The organism is Clostridioides sp. ZZV15-6388, assembly GCF_020657755.1.
Taxonomy (GTDB): Bacteria; Bacillota; Clostridia; order Peptostreptococcales; family Peptostreptococcaceae; genus Clostridioides.
Map to the genome: position 1 here is coordinate 1 of NZ_JAGWCU010000041.1, position 22,372 is coordinate 22,372.

Here is a 22,372-nt window from a genome sequence, read left to right on the forward strand (position 1 = left end):
AGAATTTAAATATAAGAGAATGGATTTGTCCTTGTTGTAATGTAACTCACGATAGAGATATAAATGCAAGTAAAAATATACTAAAAGAAGGATTAAGACTAATAACAGTTTAAAATAGATAACTTATGTAAGAACCGTAGGGACTACGGGGATAGCCTGTGGAGAATTGGTAAGACATGTTTTAGTATGCAAAATTCTATGAAGCAGGAACCCTGTGACTTTAGTCATGGGAGGTTCAGGAGGCTATGCAAGTTATATGTTTTTTAGAAAAGATGAACTATAAAAAAGTAAATATAATTGGTAGTAGTGGAGGAGCTCTTGTTGCATTAAATGTTGCACTTGAAAGACCTGATTTAGTGAATAAGGTAATTGCAGATAGTTTTGAAGGAGAGGTTCCTCTAGAGTCATTTGTGCAAAATGTAAAATTAGAGCGTGAAGCATCAAAGCAAGATGATGATGCAAAAGCTTTTTATATTTACAATCAAGGCGAAAATTGGGAGCAAGTAGTAGATAATGATACAGAAGCTATTTTTGAACATTATAAAACTATAGGTAAATTTTTTCATAAGTCCCTAGAAACTATGCAACCAGATGTGCTTTTAACAGGAAGTAAAGAAGATGAATTTGTATCTTTAGTGTCTTTTGATTTTTATGAGAATACATTTTCTTCACTTCTTAAAAAGATTAAAAATGGGAAAATACATGTGTTTAATAAAGGTGGACATCCTGCAATTTTATCAAATGGTCTTGATTTCTCAAAAATAGCTAAAGAATTTTTAAAGAAGTAATTTAAAAATCTTTGTACATAAGAATGTGTAACAAACATTGGAAAAGAGACTTATAAAAAGTAATAAATATTGCCTATAAAAAGGATACTTGATTATTTCATAGAGAATTTATCAAGTATCCTTTTAAATGCTAAATCAATTGACATAGCTTTTCTAATGAGGCAGATTTATACTTATTTTTATTTATTACTACAGTAATATCATTAAAAAGTTTAAAATCAGGAATGAATATCTGCATAAGGTTTCCTTTTTCTATTTCTTGCTCAACTAGAATTTTAGGAAGAATTGAAACACCTAAACTATTTTTAGTAGCTTCTATTAGGGATTGTGAATCTACACTTTCCCAGCTTGCATGTACTTTGTAACCTTGCAAGGTTGCAGCTGATTCAAAAGTTTCGCGTACAGCACTTCCTCTTTCTCGTAATAGTAAATCCATACCCAATAGTTGAGATAAACTTAATTCGGCAGTACTACAATAACTTGGTGAAGATACAATGCATAATTCATAAGAAGAAAATTTCCTTATTTCTAATGAGCCTTGTATGATTTTCCCTTCAATAAAAGCTATATCAACCTTTCCTTGTTTCAATAATTTTAATGCTTTTAATGCACTATGGACTTCAACGTTAATCTTAGTATTTGGAGATATTTCTTGAAATTTCCTTATTAACTGAGGAAGCCATATTTGAGCAAACGTAATACAAGAAGCAATATGTATGGGAGTTTCATACTCTAAGTTTTTAATCCTTGATTCAACATTTTCTAGATTTTCAAGTATTGGTAAAATTTCTTGTAAAAGAAGTTCTCCAGTTTTTGTTAATTTAACACTTTTATGTAATCGCTCAAATAATTTGGTTTCAGCTTCATTCTCAAGTTCTCTTATTGCATGAGAAACTGCTGATTGTGTAATAAATAAATTATTTGCAGCTTTAGTAAAATTTTCTACTTTTGCAACTTCTCTAAAAATAATGCAATGTTTAAAATTCATAATCAGACTCCTTTACTCATGAATTAAATTCATGTCTGCAACAATATTTTATCATTTTACAAATAGCAGTACAACATTTATAATATGTCCATGTGCACATAGAAAGGAATATTATGAGAAAAAATATTAAATTGTATTTATGGCTTTGCTATATAAATTTATTTATAAGTGCCTTTACTTTTGGTGGAGGATATGTTGTTGTTCCCATGATAAAAAAGTACTATGTTATGGATAAAAAAATATTTAGTGAATCAGAGCTTATGGAAATGGCTACGATTGCTCAATCTTCACCTGGAGCAATTGCAATTAACTTAAGCATTTTAGCAGGTAAAAGAACAGCTGGATTTATAGGAGTAATTATCAGTTGTATTTGTTCAATTATACCTCCTATAGTAATTTTAGGTCTTGTTTCAAGGTGGTATGTTGCGTTTTCTTCAAATATTTATATAATTGCAATCTTAAAAGGTATGCAAGCATGTGTTGCTGCATTGATTGTAGATTTGACTATAGATATGTATAAAATGATTCTTAATGAGAAATCAATGTTATTAAATCTATTAGTACCATTTTCATTTATTGCTTGTACTTTTTTTAAAATTAATGTAATACTCGTATTACTTTTAAGTTGTTTGATTTCTTTGTTTGCTATATATATTCAACTTCGAAAAAAGGAGGGGAGTATATGATTATAAATTTATTCTTTACATTTTTGAAAATAGGAATGTTTAGTATAGGTGGTGGTTATGCTATTATTCCACTTATACAGGAACAGGTAGTTTTTAAGCAAGGATGGATAACACAAAAGGTTTTTACTGATATTATCACAATTTCTCAAATGACTCCTGGCCCATTAGCTGTTAATACTTCTACCTTTGTTGGTATGCAAGTGGCAGGAATTGAGGGTGCTATATCAGCAACAGTTGGATGTATAATATCAGGAATAATTATTTCTATATTTTTATATGAATTTTTTAAGAAATATAGGAATTCGAAATTTGTTTTTGAAATTTTAAATGGACTAAAAGCATCATCTTTAGGATTAATCATCTCAGCAGGATTTACAATTATATTGTTGACATTTTTTGGTTCTTCAAATTATTATACTACCAATATTTTCAAAAATATAGATATTGTAGCTGTTATTTTATTTTGTTGTTCACTGTATTGTTTACGAAAATATAAGATTGGACCTATACTTATGATGGTATTATCTGGATTGTTTGGATTAATTGTATATTTGTAAAGAAGGTCAATATATAGGTAAAGAAAGGTTTACATATAATGTGAAAAGTTTAAGATATTATGGAGTCTCCTATATTTTAGGAAACTCCTGTTTATCAATTATAAATAACATAGTAGTATTTTATTTTTACTTGCCATATATCTCACTTTCAATTAAACAAGTCCATTATCTCATTATCAGATAAACTTCTTAATACACCTTCATTAGAAAGCTCTCCATTTATAAATTGATTTATAAGCTCTTTTTTACTTTCTTGTAATTTTATTATCTTTTCTTCTATGGTACCTTTAGCAATTAACTTTATAACTTGTACTACATTTTTTTGACCAAATCTATGAGCTCTGTCACTAGCTTGATTTTCTACTGATGGATTCCACCATGGGTCAAAGTGGATTACAATATCAGCAGTTGTAAGATTTAATCCTGTCCCACCTGCCTTTAAAGATATTAAAAAAACTTTTTTGTCAGTACTCTTATTAAATTCATCTACAAGTTCAAGCCTTTCTTTAGCACTAGTTTTACCATCTATATAGTGATATGCAATTTTACACTTATCAAGTTCCTTACCTATGTTTTTAAGGACAGATGTAAATTGCGAAAATAATAATATCTTGTGATTTTCATTTATACTATCTCTAAGTATTTCTAGACACGTTTCTATTTTTGAACTTTTTTTATTATAATCTTTTACCACTATACTTGGGTCCAAACAAAGTTGTCTTAGTTTAGTTAAATAAGAGAAAATAACTATTTTATCTTTCTTAAGATTCTTATCTTTCATTTTATCTTGTATATCTTTTGCATATACACTATATATTTTTTTCTGCTCCTTATTTAATTCAACAAAAAAGTTTTTCTCAATCTTATCTGGCAGTTCTTTCATTACTTCTTTTTTACTTCTTCTAAGAATAAAAGGTTTTATTAGTCTTTTTAAATTTTCAACATTATCTTCTTTATTTATAAATAACTCTTGAAATTTTCCTCTACTATATAAATATCCAGGCATTATAAAATCAAATATAGACCATAACTCTAATAAATTGTTTTCCATAGGTGTACCAGTAAGTGCAAATTTATTTTTGGCATTTATATTTTTTACAGCTTCTGTTACTAAAGCCACTGGATTTTTAATGTTTTGAGCCTCATCTATTACACAATAATCAAAAACTATTTCACTATATCTTTCTAAGTCATTTCTGAGAGTACCATATGTTGTAAGGACTACATTAAAATCGTTTATTTTTCTAAAACACTTTTCTCTATCTTTTTTATTTCCATGTATCAATAGAACTTTTATATCTGGAGCAAATTTTTCAAATTCATTTTTCCAATTATAAATAAGTGATGTTGGCGTAACAATAATACTTTTTTTACTGGACACAGATAATAAAAATGTAATAGTTTGTATTGTTTTTCCAAGTCCCATTTCATCAGCTAATATACCACCAAATTTATAAAAATCTAAAACTTTAAACCAATTAAAACCATTTATTTGGTAGTCACGTAGATTTGCTTTTAAATTACTTGGAATTTCTGGACTTATAACATTAAAATTTCTAAATTTTTCACATGTATTTTCTAATTCTTTTTCACCATTTATAAATTTTAAGTTTTTACCTTTTATCATTTCATTTATATACAGAGCTTTATTATTATGAATTTTATTATCTTTTGATTTATCAATTACATCCAAATTTTCAACCAGTTCAAAAAAGTCTTTAGTTTCTTTTTCTGATAAGTCTATAAAACTTCCATCTTTTAGTTTATAAAAAGTACGTTTTTCTTGGAGAGCTTTTAGAATATCTTTGTACTCTTTTGGATTTATATCAGATATATTAAAATTAAATTCTAGATAATTTTGATTAGTTTGATTAATTGAAGCTTGAATTGATGAAGAATTATATATTTTCTTCAATTTAAACTTCTCAGAATAATAGATATCTCCAAATTCCTTTAAAGGTTCTAACTGTAAATCTAAAAATGTAAATAGGTCATAGTCAGTTCCTTTAAATGTATATCTGTTATTTTCTTTTACAAATTGTGAAGAAAGCATTTTATTTTCAATTTTAGCCTCTTTTTGTATGTTAGGAAGTATAAATTTTTTACCATCTTCATCATCATAGATATACTTTATGTCGCAACATACATTGCCATCAATTATATCAAAGTAAAACTCTGTTTCAAAATCGTTTGCGATATTATTTTTTATGTTTTCATCCAAATAAACTTCTTTGGATATTGACTTTAATTTAGGAACTAATAGACCTAAAACATCTTTAGAGTCTTCTTTATCAAATTTTAATTCTTTAGATTTTGATAATACTTGATAGATTTTTGAATAATCGCGAGCCTTTTTATGAGACAATAAGTAGATATTATTGTCATATAAAAGTACATCATTCTTTCTAGTAAGTGGAACAGGTAGTAAGTCTTTGGAAGATAAGACAATTTTATCTTCTATATTTTTAAAATTAAATTTTATTGGTAAAATATCACTTAATACTTTTGGATGATATTCTTCTTTAGAAAAAATAAGAGTAAAATCCTTGTATTTAAGAGCATTCAAAAATTGTTTCAGAGAACTCATATTTATTTCCATGAACTTTTTTGAATATGATGAAGAAAAATTATATGAAAGATTTGTTCCATATTCTTCTATCATATCTATCAACTGCTCATCTTCATCAGCAAAATAATGGATATTAGGATTATAAATAAATTTTTTTCCAAACTCTAATTCATATCCATTAAGTTTTGAATATGCAAATTCAGTAATATTTTTTAAAACATACATTTTATTGATTCCAATTTTAAACTCAGCAATTGCTTTATTTGAATCAATGCTTAATAATACATCTAAATTGACTCTTTCTTTTTTAGTATCATTAAAAAAAGAAAGTAGTTGTTTACTTAAATCCAAGCTGACTTTAGAATCAGTCTTAGAAAGTTTATCTTTATCCTCATCTAATATGTCTATTAGAACAGGAGGAATGTCATTTTTACTTTTTATTTGCTTTAGGCTTTTTATCACGATAGCAACTAGATGTTTACATATAAAGATGCTTCGATTTGTAATATTTGATTGACAATCAACACAGCTACAGTCACTTTCAATTATTTTAAAGTGTTTTATATCTATTGTTATTGAATTAAAATAAAAGCTATAATTATCCTCAGAATTGACTCCACCACGAAATGTTAGCAAGTTATTTTGTAAGTCATCAATATCAATGTCTATATAATCAACTAATTGATTATTATAGTATTTTATACCTCTTGACCATCTTGATGGTTCTGTATTTCTTTTGATTAATTTATATATCATATCTATTTTCATCTTATTCACCTTACCTCACTGTATATATTATAATCTAAATCTATTCAATTTACACTCTAAATACAGTGTTTAAATTAAAGCATATATAAATAGTTTTTATCTATTGCAAAATATATATAAATAACAATTTACTATTAGATTTTTATTGTAATATCCTGTAAACTAGGAGTGAAAAATAATGATTTAAGTAGCTTATTAACGTATATAAAATTTAATTATTAAAAATATATTTTAAATTTATAATATATAAAATTAAAAATGTGATATATAAAATTAAAAGAATGTATAATAATTATAGTGTTTTATATTTATCATTGGGAAAGGAAAATATTGATATGGATAGTTATAAATTGATTAAGGCTAAGATACCATGCAAAGAAACAGGAATAGAAATAAAGAGAACTTTATGTGATATTTGTTCTCCAGGAATTCATTGTGGAATTGATGCATATGTCAAAGATGGTAAAGTAATAAAAATAGAAGGTACAAAAGAGCATCCAATGAACAGAGGGTTGTTGTGTACAAAAGGTCTTTGTAATAGAGAATATATGTATAGAGAAGATAGAATAAAAACACCACTGAAGAGGATTGGAAAAAGAGGTGAAGGAAAGTTTAAGCCAATATCATGGGAAAAAGCTTATAGTGAAATAGGGGAAAAATTAAATAAAATAAAAGACGAATATGGAGCAAAACATGTAGCATTTTTTACGGGGTATGGAAAGTGGTATAGACCGTTTTTACAAAGGTTTGCATCTTCATTTGGCTCTCCTAATTATGGTACAGAATCAAGCTCATGTTCAACATCAGCACAAATGGCTGGAAATGTTGCAACTGGAAGAAGTTTTACAATGCAGGATATGGAAAATGCAAAGACTTATTTAGGTTGGGGATTTAATCCATACTACTCTAAATTTTTAAATAGCGTAAATCTAAGTAAACTAAAGGACAAAGGTTTAAAATTTATAATTGTAGACCCTAGGATAACACCAACAACTCAAAAAATAGCAGATTTGCATTTGAGAGTTAAGCCTGGTACTGATGGAGCTTTAGCCCTTGGAATGGCTAATTTATTTATAGAAAAAGATTTGATAGATAAAGAATACATAGAAAAACATGTACATGGATTTGATGAATACAAGGAATACGTAAAATTATTTGATTTAGATACTGTCAGCAAAGTTACAGGGGTTTCTAAAGGTGATATAGTAAAAGCTGTAGAGATGTTATCGCAAGGTCCATTTTGTATAAATGAAAGTGCTGCTCCAGTAGTTCATCACCAAAATGGATTTCAAAATTATAGGGCAATGATGTCTCTATCTGCTATAACAGGTAATTATGATAAAATTGGAGGTAACATACCAAAACAAGATTATTTTGCTGGTAAGGCGGGAGGATTTCAAACATTAGAAAAAGAGTTTGTAAAAGAAGCTCTACCTAAAAATATAAATGAAAGAATTGGTGGGGAACGATTTCCTCTTTGGAATGAAATGGTAACTCAATTTCAAGCTATGGATTTAACTCGACAAATAGAAGAAAAGACACCTTATGAAATAAAAGCATTGTTTTGTCATGGTATAAATGCTAGAATGTTTCCTAATTCAGGAAGGCTTTTTAACGCACTAAACACTGTAGATTTCTTTGTCAATATAGATTTATTTATGACAGATGCATCAAAATATGCAGATATACTTTTACCTGCATGCACATCTTTCGAAAGAGAAGAATGTAAGAGTTATCCAGGTGGGTATATTACATATACGAAAAAAGTAATTGATACATTATATGATTCAAAATCAGATGTAGAAATACTTTCTGACTTAGCAAATGTTATGGACATAGAGGATGATTTGTTAAAAGCAGGTTATGAAGCAAATATAAGATACATGTTTAAAGGAACTTGTGTAGATGTAGATGAGCTTAAAGAAAGTGATTTACCCTTGAAATGTAAAGATTTTAAACCATATGAAGTAGGTTCATATACAAGAGAAGGATATGACACTAGTACATCTAAGTTTGAATTAAAATCTACAATTATTGAGAAATATAAAGATTTTGGTTTAGACGCATTACCAACATACAAAGAATTTAATGATGATATAGATGAGTATACTTACCTATTAACATCAGGGGCAAGAATTCCAAATGCATTACACTCAAGACTTCATGATGTTAAGCTTTCAAGAATATTAAAAAATGAGGCTAGTTGTGACATTTCTAGTTTAGATGCAAAAGACTTAGGTATTAATAATGGAGATTATATAAAAATAACTACTAAAATAGGAAGTTTGAATGTAAAGGTCAAAGTTACTGATAGAGTTTTATATAAAAACATACATATGTATCATGGATATAGAGAAGCTGATGTAAATAGTATCATCTGTGATAATTTTGACCCTTATAGTGGATTCCCTGCATATAGAAGTTGTAAGTGTAAGATTGAAAAAGTGAATAAATAATTGGGGGGATATAATGAAAAGTTTATTTGAATTTAATAAAGAGTTATGTACAGCATGTGGGGCTTGTTTACTTGCTTGCATAGACCAAAATGATAATGACATAGATAAGGGTGAACTTTTTAGACATGTATTTACAGTGGAAGAAAAAGAAAAGGTAGAATATTTCTCATTATCATGTGTTCATTGTGATGAAGCAAAATGTGTAGATGTATGTCCTAAAGATTGTTTTAAAAAAGAACATAAATTTGTCATATTAGATAATCAAGATTGTATCGGATGTAAACTTTGTGAAAAAGCTTGTGAATATGGAGCTTTGATTTATGGAAATGATGGTAAGGCAAACAAGTGTAATGGTTGTGTTGAACGAAATGAGTGTGGTATGGATGCACCTTGTGTAATGGTATGTCCTACAGGAGCATTAAAGTTTAATATGGAAGTGTAGATTAAGTATAAATTATAATTTATACTAAGATGTAAAATGAACTTTGTAAAAGACTACATTAAATTTGTATTATAACGAGTTTAATGTAGTCTTTTTTATGTATATACTTATAAAATAAAAAATTGAGATAGTTAGAAGTTTAAATTTTTATTTCAAAAAGTTTGTCTTATAAATTACTAATCAATTAATATGTTTAAGAATTTTTCTTTATGATTTAAAAAATCTTGAGTAAGTTGATAATTTTCGCTGTCTTCGCATTTAACTTTATTAATGCCATTCTCATTTACTTCATAGATGATTGAATTAGGATAACAAATTAATATGGGTGAGTGTGTTGCTATGATGAATTGGCAATTTTGGGTTACTAATTCGTGTAATCTTGTTATAAAAGCCATCTGTCTAGCAGGTGAAAGTGCTGCCTCTGGTTCATCTAATATATATATTCCTTCTTTAGAAAATTTATGAATAAATAATGAGAAGAAGGATTCACCATGAGATTGTTCATGCAATGATACTCCTCCATAATAGTTTATAGTTTTTACTCCTGACGAAAACATAGAAGCTTTATCTATTGCAGTAGCTACATTATAAAAAGATTCAGCTCTCAAGAAAAAATTTTGCTTAGGTTTTTTAGGTCCTTTTGTGATTGTTATATATTTATGAAGTTCAGAGTGGCTATTATAAGTACTAAAGCCAAAGTTTTTTGTCCCACCTTCAGGGTTGAATCCATATTCAATAGCTATTGCTTCTAATAATGTTGATTTTCCACTTCCATTTTCACCAATTATAAAAGTTACGTTTTTATGAAACTCAAGTTGATATAAGTTTTTTACTATTGGTAGATTAAATGGATATTCATTTATACTATGTATACCTTTTCTGTTTAGTTTAACTGACCTAATATATTGATTTATTTTTTCAGCATTCAAATTTAAAACTCCCTTTTATTGATTTTAATATACTTATTATAACTTAAAATTAGTGACTATATTTAGGTTTTTATCTAATAAATTTTAATATAGATATTAATAATTTTTAAATTGGAATCTAGATATAGATATGCATAGTGTTAATTATCAGAAACCTTACACTAACAACAGATAATTTTAATTACTCTTAAAATATTTACTTAGGAAATTAAAATATTTTATATTTGTAACAATAAAAATATATCTTTTATTATAAAAAAATTGTTGAAAAACGATATTATATGATGTAGTATATAAAATATTTTAAAGGAGTTGATATAGTGTCTGATAAATTTATAAAAAATCTATTAAATGGTATATTACAAATTTTATTTTTTCTTTTAGCATTAGTACTTTCTATAGGAGGAATTAAAGGCTTTAGTTATATTTGTTTTAGTGGTGAAGCAACTATACAAGGTTCTATATCTGGTATATTAAGGTTTTCTTTGGGTGTATCATATTTTATTATAGTAAAGTCATTGTTAGAAATATTAAATAGTTATGAATATAGCTTATTCATAAATGAAAATGCAAAAAGATTTAGACTTATTGGTTATCTTTTACTTTTAAATTCTGTTATAGAATTTAGTTAAACTTTCGGCACTACTGGAACAGGAATGAGGTTCCTAGATTTAGGACTTGGATTTTACTTTACAGTTCCAACTCTTGTGTATTTTGTGGTTGCTCAGTCTTTATTTTCATATATCCAGTATTCGTTCCATCACTACATCTATAATAATTCTTTTCTAAGACTTCTTTATCTAATATTACTTGGATAGTTCTATTACAATCAATAATTGTACTAAAAATTGTTGCAGCATCTACTTTGCTTACTAACATACTTTCAAATAATTCTTCTGAAGCAAATGATACACGAGATATATTTAATTCTTTACTAAATTTTTTTGTATCTAATTTTTTATTGATTAATACACAGTCTTCCATGGAGGTTGATTTGCAATAGTAGTAATGATATGTAAATATCTATATCACAACTTTTTCATATGTATTAATTTTATAAAAATGAGTTAAACAGTCCAATTATATTAAATAAATTTGATATTAAAGATGGCTATATAAGTGGATAAGGAAATAGTTTTTTTCTATTGGAAAAATAAAGAAAATTCTATTATAATTGAACATGTGACAAAAGTTTGCAAAAAACAACATTAAGTGAGGGGGACTTATTTTATGATTTTTAGCATGAAATATTTTTTGGAATTATTTCCAATAATAATGAAATCATTCAATGTAACTGTGATTTTAGCAATAAGTTCACTGGTATTTTCATTAATTATAGGAACGATAGTAGCATTATCATCTTATTATAAAGTCAAAGTATTAAATCAAATATGCAAAGTATATGTATCAATATTTAGAGGTACACCTCTTATGCCACAGTTGTTCTTTTTATATTTTGGTTTGGCCTATATGAGTGATTTTGTAAAAAATATGGATCCAGTATTTGCAACATCTATAGTACTTAGTTTGAATATGGGAGCTTATATGTCAGAAACGATAAGAGCATCTATACTTTCAATTGATAAGGGGCAGATAGAAGCGGCATATGCAATGGGATTAACAAATTTACAAACAATGAAAAGAATTGTTGTACCACAGGCAATAAGAGTTGCATTGCCATCATTATTCAATAATTTTATAGATTTAATTAAAGGTTCTTCTGTAGCTTTTGTTGTTGGAGTAAATGATATAATGGGTGCTGCCAAATCACAAGGAGCATTAAGTTTTAAGTTCTTTGAGGTATATGGAGCAGTTATGGTAATTTATTGGTGTATAATAACTCCTTTAAGTTGGGGGCAAAAAAAATTAGAAAAGAAAATCAGCAATTATTAGGTCATAAAAAAAATACATAGAAAAGTATTTTATATAAAAAATAATGTGAGGAGAAGAGACATGATAAAAAGAAATATTATAAAATGTTTGGTAGCAGTTTTGTCATTAACAGTTTTAGTCACTGGTTGTACAAAAAAGGAAGAAGCAAAGGATGAAAAAATTATAACTGTAGCTTCATCTAACTCAGCAGACCCATATTCTTATGTTGATAGTGGAGAACATAAAGGGTTTGAAGTTGACATGTGGAAAGAAATAGGTAAAAGAAGTGGATATAAAATAAAAATGGAACCAACAGGTTTTAGTTCTATATTCGGAATGTTAGATTCAGGTAAAGTTGATGTAGCAGCCAACTTTTTTGGAATGTCTAAAGAGAGATTAGAAAAATATGATGCTTCTGTTCCTTATGGCTCTGATTCTGTATGTATAGCTGTAAAAGATGGAAACAATGAAATAAACAAGCTTGAAGATTTAAAAGGAAAAGTAGTAGCAGTATCAGAAGGTTCTCAAGGTCAACAAGTTGCAGCAACTGTTAATAAAGATAATTTATTTGAAGAAAAGGTTTATGGTGATGGAACTAACGGTCTTCAAGATTTAGATTTAGGAAGAGTTAGTGCATGGATTGATGCAGAACTTACTGTTGTAGGAGATTCTAAAAAAGCTAATATGAAAGTAAGAGTGTTAGACGAAAAATTATCAGTTACTAATATAGCTTATTTCTTTAAGAAAAATGATGAAAAATCAAAAGTTATAAAAGAAGATGTAAACAAGGCAATTGAAGAAATGCTTGCAGATGGAACAGTGAAAAAAATATCTGAGAAATGGTTTGGAATGGATGTAAGTGCTGATATACAAAAATAAATGCTTTAAAGATAAAATATAAAGTTGTGATAACTATAGATAAAATTATGAAAATGTAAATTTATCTATAGTTATCTGTGTATTATAATGTATTTAGATTAGTCCTTATAGATTAAAATAAGTTATGGAGGTCTTATAAATGATTGAAGATAAAATAAAATCTATTGCACTAAAAAATAATGAAAAGGTTATAAAAATAAGACGACAAATACATAGCAATCCAGAATTAGCATTTAAAGAATTTGAAACATCCAAACTTATAAAAAAAGAACTAGATAAGCTTAATATTGAATACATAGATGTCGCAGGTACAGGAGTACTAGCAACTATAAAAGGAAGCAATAATGGCAAAAAAACAATACTACTTAGAGCCGATATGGATGGGCTTCCAATAAAAGAAGAAAATGATTTAGAATTTAAATCTACAAATGATAATATGCATGCTTGTGGACATGATGCACATGTTTCATGGTTACTAGGGGCAGCAATGATTTTAAATGACATAAAAGAAGAACTGCATGGAAATGTAAAATTACTATTTCAACCAGGTGAAGAAAAAGGTGGTTCTGATATTGTAATCAAGGAAAATGTACTTGAAGGTGTGGACGTATTAGCAACAGGTCATTGTTGGCCAACTATTGAGTCAGGGAAAATTGGAATTGCTAGAAATTGTGCTATGGCAGCAACGAATACTTTTGAAATAACAATAATTGGTAAAGGTGGTCATGGAGCAGAGCCTCATAACTGTATAGACCCAATTGCGGTTGGAAATGCAGTATATTCATCAATCCAGCAGATAGTTTCAAGAAAAATTGACCCAGTTGTACCAGCAGTGGTATCTGTTTGTTCTTTTAATTCTGGTATCTCTAAAAATATAATACCAGATATATGTATACTTCAGGGGACTATTAGAGCTATAAGTCAGGAAAAAGTACTTGAAATAAGTGAAGTACTAGAGCATATGGTAAGAAATATATGTAAAGCTCATGGAGCGGATTGCAAGTTTGAAAAGAGTGCAGGAGGAGACGCTGTTGTAAATGATAAAAATATGATAGAACTAGGAAGAAAAAGTGCTTTAAAAATACTTGGAGATGAAAATATTGAAATGATTGATTTCCCAGCAATGACAGGTGAAGATTTTGCTATTTATATGAAAGAAAGACCTGGTTTATTTATGTATATAGGTGTAGGCAATAAAGAAAAAAATATAAATTACAAACTTCATAATAATAAGTTTAATATAGATGAAAAGTGTCTAAGTACAGCATCTTCATTATTTGCACAACTTGCAGTAGATTATCTTTGTCAATGTTAGATTATAGTTATAAGAATATATTTTATTTAAAAATAAAACGACTAAGTTATTTTTAGATTTGAAATTAACATATTAATTTTAGTGTCAAATATGTGATTAGTTTATTATATTTATTAAAAAAGGTGGATAATAATGATAAAAGTAGAGAATTTGCATAAAAGTTTTAAAGGTACAGAAATTCTTAAAGGTATAAATTTAGAAATAAATCAAAGCGAAGTAGTAGCTATACTTGGTCCATCTGGAACAGGTAAATCTACATTACTTAGATGTTTAAATTATTTAGTTGAGCCTACAAAAGGAAAAATAATGATTGGAGATGTAAAAGTAGATGTAGAAAAAGCAACAAAAAAGGATATAGCAAATTTAAGAAAACATACATCTATGGTATTCCAAAACTATAACCTATTTAAAAATAAAACAGCATTAGAAAATGTAATGGAAGCATTGATAGTAGTACATAAAAAGAGTAAACAAGAAGCTAGAGAAATTTCTCTAGAATTAATAGAAAAAGTTGGGATGTTGGATAGAAAAGATTTTTATCCATCAAAGTTATCTGGTGGTCAGCAACAAAGAATAGGTATAGCTAGAGCGATGGCAGTAAATCCAAATGTAATATTATTTGATGAACCAACATCTGCACTTGACCCAGAACTTGTTGGAGAAGTTTTAAGTGTTATAAAATCGCTTGCAAAAGAGGGAATAACAATGCTTATTGTGACTCACGAAATAAACTTTGCAAAAGAAGTTGCTGATAAAATTATATTTATGGATAATGGGGTGATAGCTGAAGAAGGAACTCCTGATGAAATATTTAATAATCCAAAAAATGAAAGAACAGCAAAATTTTTAAATATTATTAGGAAAGAAGAAGTATTTAATTAAAAACATATAATTGAAGTATGTCTTAAAATATATGATATACTTTCATAAAAGTAAGCTAATTAACATACAAAATTAATAGATATCTTAATTATATAAATCAAGATATCTATTAATTTTTTGAGTAAAAATATAAATTCTAGATTTAAACGTAATATCTATAATTTGAATTAATTAAAATCATGTGTATTGAATTGTATAAATTTAAATGTCAAACTTATTTTGGAAACAAAAGATTTCAAACTTATTTTTGTTAAAGGATAATAAACCTTCATCTCTCATTTTTCCAAGTTCTCTTGACATAGAACTTCTATCAACACATAAAAAGTCAGCCATTTCATTTCTTGAAAAAGGAATTGTAAACTTATAGTTACCCGTTCTCTCTATTTGATTTGAAAAGTACATGAGTAATTTTTCACGAGTTGTTTTACAAGAAAGTAACTCTATTTTATTATGAAGTAAAATATTTTTTTCAGCTATTAATTGTAACATATTTTCAACAAGTCTATTGTGAAATTCACATGTAGACGAACAAATACCAGTTACACTTTTAAACTTTATAAATAGAACTTCACATGAAGATGTTGTCACTACTGTTACAGTGCTTTTATGTAGTCTAGTACAAGCAAACACCTCTCCAAATAAATCACCAGGTAAAAGCTCAGCTACAATATTTCTATTACCTTCAATGTCTTCTTTTATTATGTGTGCACTTCCATTAAGCATAATTCCAATAGAAGTCACTTCATTTCCTACAGAAAATATTATGTTATCTTTTGGATAAGTCTTATCAATAACACCCAAACATTCTAACATTGCTTCAAGTTCATCATCTTTAATTCCTTCAAACAGAGAAATTTTTCTTAATAGATTTATATGTTTTTCTAAAAATTTTTTCAAATAATCACTTCCTTGTTGCATATGCAACCGATAATTTGTTTTTATTGTACTATACTAAATTTATAAAATCAAGGAGATATAAAAATCCTGATACAAAAACTTAAAACAAAAAGATCTATGTCTTAAAAATAAATATCTAGTAAAGTAGTATTTTAAACAAAAAAATTTTTATGAGGTGATATAAATGATTAGAAAAATAATTAAAATTGATGAAGAAAAATGTAATGGTTGTGGATTATGTGTTGAAGCTTGTCATGAAGAAGCTATAGGTATGGTAAATGGAAAAGCAAAACTTTTAAGAGATGATTATTGCGACGGTTTAGGGGATTGTTTACCAACTTGTCCAACGAATGCAATTTCATTTGAAAATAGAGAGGCTGCAGAATATGATGAAGAAGCAGTAAAAGCAAACATGGAAGCAAAGAGAGCACAAAAAGAAAATTTAGCCTGTGGATGTCCAGGTTCTCAGTCTAAGTCTATAAAAAGACAAGATTTAGATACTATATCTATAAATAACAATATAGTGATGGAGGAACAAGGGTCTCAGCTTAATCAGTGGCCAGTGCAAATAAAACTAGTACCTGCTAATGCATCATACTTAAAGAATGCAAGTCTTTTAATAGCAGCAGACTGTACAGCATATGCATATGGAAATTTCCATAATAAATTTATGAAAAATAAGGTTACATTAATTGGTTGCCCTAAACTTGATGAAGTTGATTATGCTGAAAAACTTACAGAAATTTTAAAATTAAATGATATTAAAAATATAGTGGTAACACGTATGGAGGTACCTTGTTGTGGTGGTATCGTAAATGCAGTTAAAACAGCTCTACAAAATAGTGGAAAGATGATACCATGGCAAGTAATTACTATATCTGTAGATGGGAAAATAGTAGATGGAGAAATCTAATTAAGTAAATCGTAGACAAATTAATAAATTTTAATAAATAAAATGAAATGGGAGGAATAAAGAATGGAGAATATGTTTTGTTTTCAATGTGAACAGACAGTTGGTGGTAAAGGATGTACTATAAACGGAGCTTGTGGTAAAAAAGGGGGAACAGCCAATTTACAAGATGAACTTACAGGAGTATTAATTGGACTTTCAAGAGCAACTGTTGGAAATAAAAATAGACCAACAAGAGAAACAGATAAAGTTATGATAGAAGGATTGTTTACTACTGTAACAAATGTAAGTTTTGATGATGAAGCTATAAAAAGACAAATTGAAAAAACTGAACTAGCAAAAAGTGAACTTGTACCTAGATGTTCAGATTGCTCGACAACTTGTAGTAGAAATGACAACTACGATATGAAGAATTTATGGAATGATAATGAAGATATACGTTCATTAAAATCATTGATTTTATTTGGATTAAGAGGTATGGCTGCTTATGCTTATCATGCAATGGTACTTGGATATACAGATAAAGAAGTGAATGATTTTTTCTATGAAGGGTTAGTAGCAGTTGGAGAAGACTTATCTAGTGATGAACTTTTAGGATTTGTAATGAAAACTGGAGAAATAAACTTAAAATGTATGGAATTACTTGATAGAGCAAATACCGAAACTTATGGAACACCAGAACCAACTCAAGTACCTATGAAAATTGAAAAAGGTCCATTTATTGTAGTTACAGGGCATGACCTTTATGATTTACACAAATTGCTAGAGCAAACAAAAGATAAGGGAATAAACATATACACTCATGGAGAATTATTACCAGCACATGCATATCCAAAATTAAAAGAATATAAGCATTTAAAAGGAAATTTTGGTACAGCATGGCAAAATCAACAAAAAGAATTTGACAATATACCTGCTCCAATATTATTTACGACAAACTGTTTAATGCCTGTTAAGGATAGTTATAGAGATAGAGTATTTACTACAGAAGTGGTTGCTTATCCTGGTATGATTCATATTGGAGAAGATAAAGATTTTTATAGTGTCATAGAAAAAGCACTTGAACTTGGAGGATATAAAGAAGATATGCATATGACTGGAATAAATGGAGGTGATATGCTAACTACTGGTTTTGCAAGAGGAACAGTTTCATCTGTACAAGATACAGTAGTAGAAGCTGTAAAAAATGGAGCTATAAGACACTTTTTATTAGTTGGTGGTTGTGATGGTGCAAAACCTGGAAGAAATTATTATACTGAATTTGTAAAACAAGCTCCTGAGGACACTGTTATATTGACTCTTGCATGTGGAAAATATAGATTTAATGATTTAAATCTTGGAGAAATAGGTGGTTTACCACGTTTAATGGATATGGGACAATGCAATGATACTTACAGTGCAATTCAAGTGGCTGTTCTATTGGCAAATGCTTTTGAATGTGATGTAAATGAATTACCTCTTAGCATAGTGCTATCATGGTATGAACAAAAAGCTGTTTGTGTACTTCTTACATTGCTTTACTTAGGTATAAAAAATATCTATATAGGACCTTCTTTACCAGCATTTTTGTCTCAAAATGTATTAAATATATTGGTTGAAAAATTTGCTTTAACTCCTATATCTACTCCAGAAGAAGATATGAAAAAAATATTAGGATAAAGAGTATACGCTTAATTAATAAGGTATAAATTTTATAATCGAAGTATTATTAAGCTTAATTATAATTAATATAAATAAGGGGGTGGCTTTGTATAAAGTCAACCCTTATTTATGTTTTTATGGTCTATTACAAAGTAGATATTATTTTAATCAACTGTTTACAATAAATCATACTTTTAAACTTATAATACTTAAAATATGTGTATAGTATAAACAAATAAAAAGTATAGTTTTAATAGTGCAGGATACTGAATTTAATTATAGAAAGAGGAACTTTGTAATGTAGAATTTGCATAATATATATATACTATAGTGTAATTATTTTAACTAAAATTTAAAAGATATAAGGCTTTTATATGGGGGTATGTGTATATGAAAAATTCGAATTTTAATATATTAACGTTCGATGGTGGTGGATTAAAAGGAGCATTAAGTATATCCATACTTGAGAGACTAGTAGAGGAGTATCCAAGTTTATTAAATAATATAAATATGTTTGGAGGAACATCTACAGGTAGTTTGATTGCATTAGGGCTTGCATATGGTGTAAGCCCTAAAGAGATAAAGACACTTTATTCAATTGAAAATTCAAAGTATATTTTCAACAAAAGTTATGCAGAAATGCTTAGACCAAAGTATGAAAATAAAAATCTAAAGGAAATTTTGCTAAGTATATTTCCAGAGGATTTAGAACTGAAAGATTTAAATAAACTAGTCATGGTGCCAAGCTTTTATATAGGCAATGAAGAACATTCATGGAAGCCTGTATTTTATAATAATATGCCAAATTCTCTTACTAAAACTAGTAAAGTTGTAGACGTAGCAATGGCAAGTAGTGCTGCACCAGTATTTTTCCCAACCTATAATTGTCATGTTGATGGTGGAATAATAGCAACTGATCCAAGTCTAGCATGTATAGTTTATTCAATTGACAGTGGACTTAAGTTAAATTATAAAAATACAAGACTTTTTTCTATAGGGACTGGATATGTATATAATAGTATAAAGACAGATACAACTGAATGGGGAGCTATTGACTGGATAATCAATAAGAAGCCAGACTTACCAATTATATCTGTTACACTAGAAGGGAATTCTCAAATGAGTCAATTATTTTCTCAAAAACTTCTTGGAGATAATTACTATAGGTTAAATCCTAGAATGGAAAGAGAGGTAGCTATGGATGATTGTGATTCACTAGAATACTTAATATCTTTAGGTGAAAACTGTGATATAAAAGATGCATTTGAATGGATAAATAGAAAAAGTTTTTATAAAAATTAAGTATAGTTTTTAATTATATTTATAAGTAGAGAATTTCTATAGTTTATAATTTTGATAAAAGATTTTGCAATTTTAGATACATTAATATCATATAGTATTTTCTAAATAAAGTAAAAAATAATAAAATACAAGATTATTAAGTTACTTCTTAGGGAATAAATAAAATATAATTTTTTTAAGGAGTGATGAAAATGATAAAATTTGCTACTTTTGCAGGTGGGTGTTTTTGGTGTATGGTAAAACCTTTTGATAAATATGATGGGGTTATAAAAGTAGTTTCTGGATATACAGCTGGTCATGTTGAAAATCCTACATACCAAGAAGTATGCTCAGGAACAACTGGCCATGTTGAAGCTATTCAAATAACTTATGATGATAATATAATAAGTTATGATGAACTTTTAAATATATTTTGGAAGCAAATTAATCCTACAGATGATGGTGGACAATTTGGTGATAGAGGAACTCAATATAAAACCGCTATATTTTATCATGATGAAGAGCAAAAAAATACAGCTTTGGAGTCAAAAGAAAGCTTAGAAAATAGTAAAATATTTGATAGTAAGATAGTTACTGAAATAATTCCAGCAACTAAGTTTTATAAAGCAGAAGAAAATCATCAAGATTATTATAAAAAAAGACCATTGAATTATAATATGTATTACAAAGGTTCAGGAAGATATAATTTTGTAAAAAGTTATTGGGATGGAAATAATGTAGATAGGGAAGCGTTAAAAAAGACTTTAACTCCTATTCAATTTGAAGTTACTCAAAATGATATGACAGAAGTACCTTTCGAAAATGAATATTACGATAATAATGAAGAAGGCATCTATGTAGATATAGTAAGTGGAGAGGTTTTATTTTCTTCAAAGGACAAATTTGATGCAGGATGTGGATGGCCTAGCTTTGCAAAGCCAGTTATAGATAAGTCTGTAATTGAAAGAAGCGATTTTTCACAAGGCATGTATAGGGTTGAAGTAAGAAGTGCTAAAGGAAATTCTCATCTAGGTCATGTTTTTGATGATGGGCCAAAGGAACTTGGAGGTTTAAGGTATTGTATAAATTCTGCTTCTCTTAAGTTTATACCTAAAAAAGATATGGAAGAACTAGGATATGGAGAATATTTAAAACTTTTTAAATAATTAAAACTAGTTAATATCATACATTAAGATTAGAGATGGAAATATAAATTTATGTTTTCATCTTTTGTTTTTTTGTCAATAATGTGATAAATTATTAATTGTAATGTTATAATTTATATTTGTATGATTAAAGAATTTAATTTTTGAAAGAGAGAAAACAAATGAATTTAAAAGACTTTAATGGAAAAAGATTAAAATCAGCTAGAGTTTTTAGAGCTAAAACTCTAGAACAGTTATCTAAAGAAACTAAAATAAATAAAAAAGATTTACAAGCTTTTGAAGAAAATAAGTATGTTCCAAATATTGAAAATGCATTAAAATTATCAAATATATTAAACTTCCCCAAAGAGTATTTTTATAAAAATGAAAGTATAAATGTTATTGTAGAAGATAGTCATTTTAATCCTCATTCTAAACTTCCTAGAGTAGAGGAAATTTCTTATAGAGAAAAAATAATAATTATACATAAAATATACTCGTTTATGGAAAGTTATATAAAATTTCCAAAAGAAAACTTACCAAATAGAAAACTAATTAAGGATGTTAATGTAAATGATATAGAAAGTCTTGCTAATAAGACTAGAGAACTTTGGAGTTTAAACAACAATCCAATATTAAATATGGTAAGTTTATTAGAGGCTAATGGGATTATAATATCAGGAATGAATGTAGATAGAAAAGGAGCAACAGTATTTACTCAAAAACAGAGAATTGGTAAAGAAACTAAATATCTAATATCTCTTGGGAATGATAAAAAATCAGCATCAATTAGAAACTATGATTTAGCATATGAGCTTGGATATATAATATCAAGTCAATTAGGAATACCAAATAAGCAATTCTTAGCAGATGAATATGCTTGTGCATTTTTGCTTCCAAGAGAGACTTTTTTAGAAGACTTGGTTTATCCAGAAGACATAGATTATTATGTAGAACTAAAGCAAAAATGGATTGTGCCTATATCTGTTATGATTTTTAGAGCATATAATTTAGGTGAGATAAGCTACAAAAAGTATAATTATCTTATGAGTGAAATGGATAAACGAGGATGGTTAATAGAAGAACCATTAGATAAAATGAAGGGTGTAAGTCCAGTATATTTAAAAAAAGCAGTCGAATTATTGATAGAAAACAAAATAATGAATACAGATAATATAGTATCAAATTTAGGGGATATAGGAATAAGTCTTTATCCAGAAGACCTAGAATTGTTGATGGGATTAAAAAATGGATTTCTATCTCAAAATACAAAGAAAAAAAGCAAAGTTATAAAGTTTGATGGGAAAAGATAAATTAATAATTTAATATTGAAAGATAAAAGCAGGTATTTATATTTAAGCTTTGTT

Annotated in this window: 20 protein-coding genes and 1 pseudogene; 16 read left to right on the forward strand and 5 right to left on the reverse strand. The window is 27.6% G+C overall.

What is annotated here, in order from left to right; genetic code table 11:
* Both KGF48_RS17640 and KGF48_RS17645 read left to right on the forward strand, forming a co-directional pair.
* A partial coding sequence (locus KGF48_RS17640) for a transposase (protein ID WP_227868387.1) occupies positions 1-113 on the forward strand: 113 nt, incomplete at its 5' end.
* A 126-nt stretch (positions 114-239) separates the two neighbouring features.
* Positions 240-788 (forward strand): annotated as a pseudogene (locus KGF48_RS17645) (alpha/beta hydrolase); the annotation flags it as partial.
* Positions 789-918: 130 nt separating this feature from the next.
* Here the strand turns inward: KGF48_RS17645 and KGF48_RS17650 are convergent.
* Positions 919-1,776, reverse strand: coding sequence for a LysR family transcriptional regulator (locus KGF48_RS17650; protein WP_227841215.1), 858 nt, complete (start codon positions 1,774-1,776; stop codon positions 919-921).
* Positions 1,777-1,889: 113 nt separating this feature from the next.
* On the opposite strand from KGF48_RS17650, the gene KGF48_RS17655 reads away from it, so the two are divergent.
* The gene (locus tag KGF48_RS17655; protein ID WP_227841216.1) at positions 1,890-2,462 is read left to right on the forward strand and encodes a chromate transporter; all 573 of its coding nucleotides are present in this window, start codon (positions 1,890-1,892) and stop codon (positions 2,460-2,462) included.
* Positions 2,459-3,019 (forward strand): chromate transporter, encoded by a 561-nt coding sequence (locus tag KGF48_RS17660; RefSeq protein ID WP_227841217.1) that lies wholly within the window; start codon positions 2,459-2,461, stop codon positions 3,017-3,019. Before KGF48_RS17655 ends, KGF48_RS17660 begins: the two co-directional genes overlap by 4 nt.
* Before the next feature lie 148 nt (positions 3,020-3,167).
* Here the strand turns inward: KGF48_RS17660 and KGF48_RS17665 are convergent, their stop codons facing one another.
* On the reverse strand, positions 3,168-6,356 hold the full coding sequence (locus KGF48_RS17665) for a DEAD/DEAH box helicase (protein WP_227841218.1): 3,189 nt from the start codon (positions 6,354-6,356) through the stop codon (positions 3,168-3,170).
* 281 nt (positions 6,357-6,637) lie between these two features.
* Between KGF48_RS17665 and KGF48_RS17670 the strand changes: the two genes are divergently transcribed.
* Positions 6,638-8,812 carry a molybdopterin-dependent oxidoreductase gene (locus KGF48_RS17670; protein WP_227868381.1) on the forward strand — a complete coding sequence of 725 codons (2,175 nt, stop codon included), beginning with the start codon at positions 6,638-6,640 and terminating at the stop codon, positions 8,810-8,812.
* Between the two features lie 13 nt (positions 8,813-8,825).
* On the forward strand, positions 8,826-9,254 hold the full coding sequence (locus tag KGF48_RS17675) for a 4Fe-4S dicluster domain-containing protein (RefSeq protein ID WP_227829542.1): 429 nt from the start codon (positions 8,826-8,828) through the stop codon (positions 9,252-9,254).
* A 176-nt stretch (positions 9,255-9,430) separates the two neighbouring features.
* Here KGF48_RS17675 and KGF48_RS17680 read toward each other — a convergent pair whose 3' ends face one another.
* Entirely contained in the window at positions 9,431-10,183 is a 753-nt protein-coding gene (locus KGF48_RS17680) for an AAA family ATPase (RefSeq protein ID WP_227829541.1), read from the reverse strand.
* A 320-nt stretch (positions 10,184-10,503) separates the two neighbouring features.
* Here KGF48_RS17680 and KGF48_RS17685 point away from each other — a divergent pair, with 320 nt between their 5' ends.
* Positions 10,504-10,815, forward strand: a complete 312-nt coding sequence (locus tag KGF48_RS17685) for a hypothetical protein (RefSeq protein WP_227868382.1) — start codon at positions 10,504-10,506, stop codon at positions 10,813-10,815.
* Between the two features lie 58 nt (positions 10,816-10,873).
* Here the strand turns inward: KGF48_RS17685 and KGF48_RS17690 are convergent, their stop codons facing one another.
* Entirely contained in the window at positions 10,874-11,167 is a 294-nt protein-coding gene (locus KGF48_RS17690; RefSeq protein ID WP_227841292.1) for a YbaK/EbsC family protein, read from the reverse strand.
* A gap of 246 nt (positions 11,168-11,413) precedes the next feature.
* Between KGF48_RS17690 and KGF48_RS17695 the strand changes: the two genes are divergently transcribed.
* From KGF48_RS17695 to KGF48_RS17710, 4 genes are all read left to right on the forward strand, one after another.
* A complete protein-coding gene (locus KGF48_RS17695; RefSeq protein ID WP_227841293.1) occupies positions 11,414-12,076 on the forward strand; it encodes an amino acid ABC transporter permease in 663 nt (220 codons plus the stop codon).
* Positions 12,077-12,136: 60 nt separating this feature from the next.
* Positions 12,137-12,934 carry an amino acid ABC transporter substrate-binding protein gene (locus tag KGF48_RS17700; RefSeq protein WP_227829539.1) on the forward strand — a complete coding sequence of 266 codons (798 nt, stop codon included), beginning with the start codon at positions 12,137-12,139 and terminating at the stop codon, positions 12,932-12,934.
* A 139-nt stretch (positions 12,935-13,073) separates the two neighbouring features.
* A complete protein-coding gene (locus tag KGF48_RS17705; protein ID WP_227841294.1) occupies positions 13,074-14,249 on the forward strand; it encodes a M20 family metallopeptidase in 1,176 nt (391 codons plus the stop codon).
* 132 nt (positions 14,250-14,381) lie between these two features.
* Positions 14,382-15,131, forward strand: a complete 750-nt coding sequence (locus KGF48_RS17710; protein ID WP_227841295.1) for an amino acid ABC transporter ATP-binding protein — start codon at positions 14,382-14,384, stop codon at positions 15,129-15,131.
* 201 nt (positions 15,132-15,332) lie between these two features.
* Here the strand turns inward: KGF48_RS17710 and KGF48_RS17715 are convergent, their stop codons facing one another.
* The gene (locus KGF48_RS17715; protein WP_227840653.1) at positions 15,333-16,049 is read right to left on the reverse strand and encodes a Crp/Fnr family transcriptional regulator; all 717 of its coding nucleotides are present in this window, start codon (positions 16,047-16,049) and stop codon (positions 15,333-15,335) included.
* Positions 16,050-16,212: 163 nt separating this feature from the next.
* Here KGF48_RS17715 and KGF48_RS17720 point away from each other — a divergent pair, with 163 nt between their 5' ends.
* From KGF48_RS17720 to KGF48_RS17740, 5 genes are all read left to right on the forward strand, one after another.
* On the forward strand, positions 16,213-16,941 hold the full coding sequence (locus tag KGF48_RS17720; protein WP_227840652.1) for a 4Fe-4S binding protein: 729 nt from the start codon (positions 16,213-16,215) through the stop codon (positions 16,939-16,941).
* Positions 16,942-17,004: 63 nt separating this feature from the next.
* A complete protein-coding gene (gene hcp / locus KGF48_RS17725; RefSeq protein WP_227840651.1) occupies positions 17,005-18,597 on the forward strand; it encodes a hydroxylamine reductase in 1,593 nt (530 codons plus the stop codon).
* A gap of 372 nt (positions 18,598-18,969) precedes the next feature.
* Entirely contained in the window at positions 18,970-19,881 is a 912-nt protein-coding gene (locus tag KGF48_RS17730; protein ID WP_227829533.1) for a patatin-like phospholipase family protein, read from the forward strand.
* A 191-nt stretch (positions 19,882-20,072) separates the two neighbouring features.
* On the forward strand, positions 20,073-21,026 hold the full coding sequence (msrA, locus tag KGF48_RS17735) for a peptide-methionine (S)-S-oxide reductase MsrA (protein ID WP_227840650.1): 954 nt from the start codon (positions 20,073-20,075) through the stop codon (positions 21,024-21,026).
* A 161-nt stretch (positions 21,027-21,187) separates the two neighbouring features.
* Positions 21,188-22,318 carry an XRE family transcriptional regulator gene (locus tag KGF48_RS17740; RefSeq protein ID WP_227840649.1) on the forward strand — a complete coding sequence of 377 codons (1,131 nt, stop codon included), beginning with the start codon at positions 21,188-21,190 and terminating at the stop codon, positions 22,316-22,318.
* Positions 22,319-22,372 lie beyond the last annotated feature (54 nt).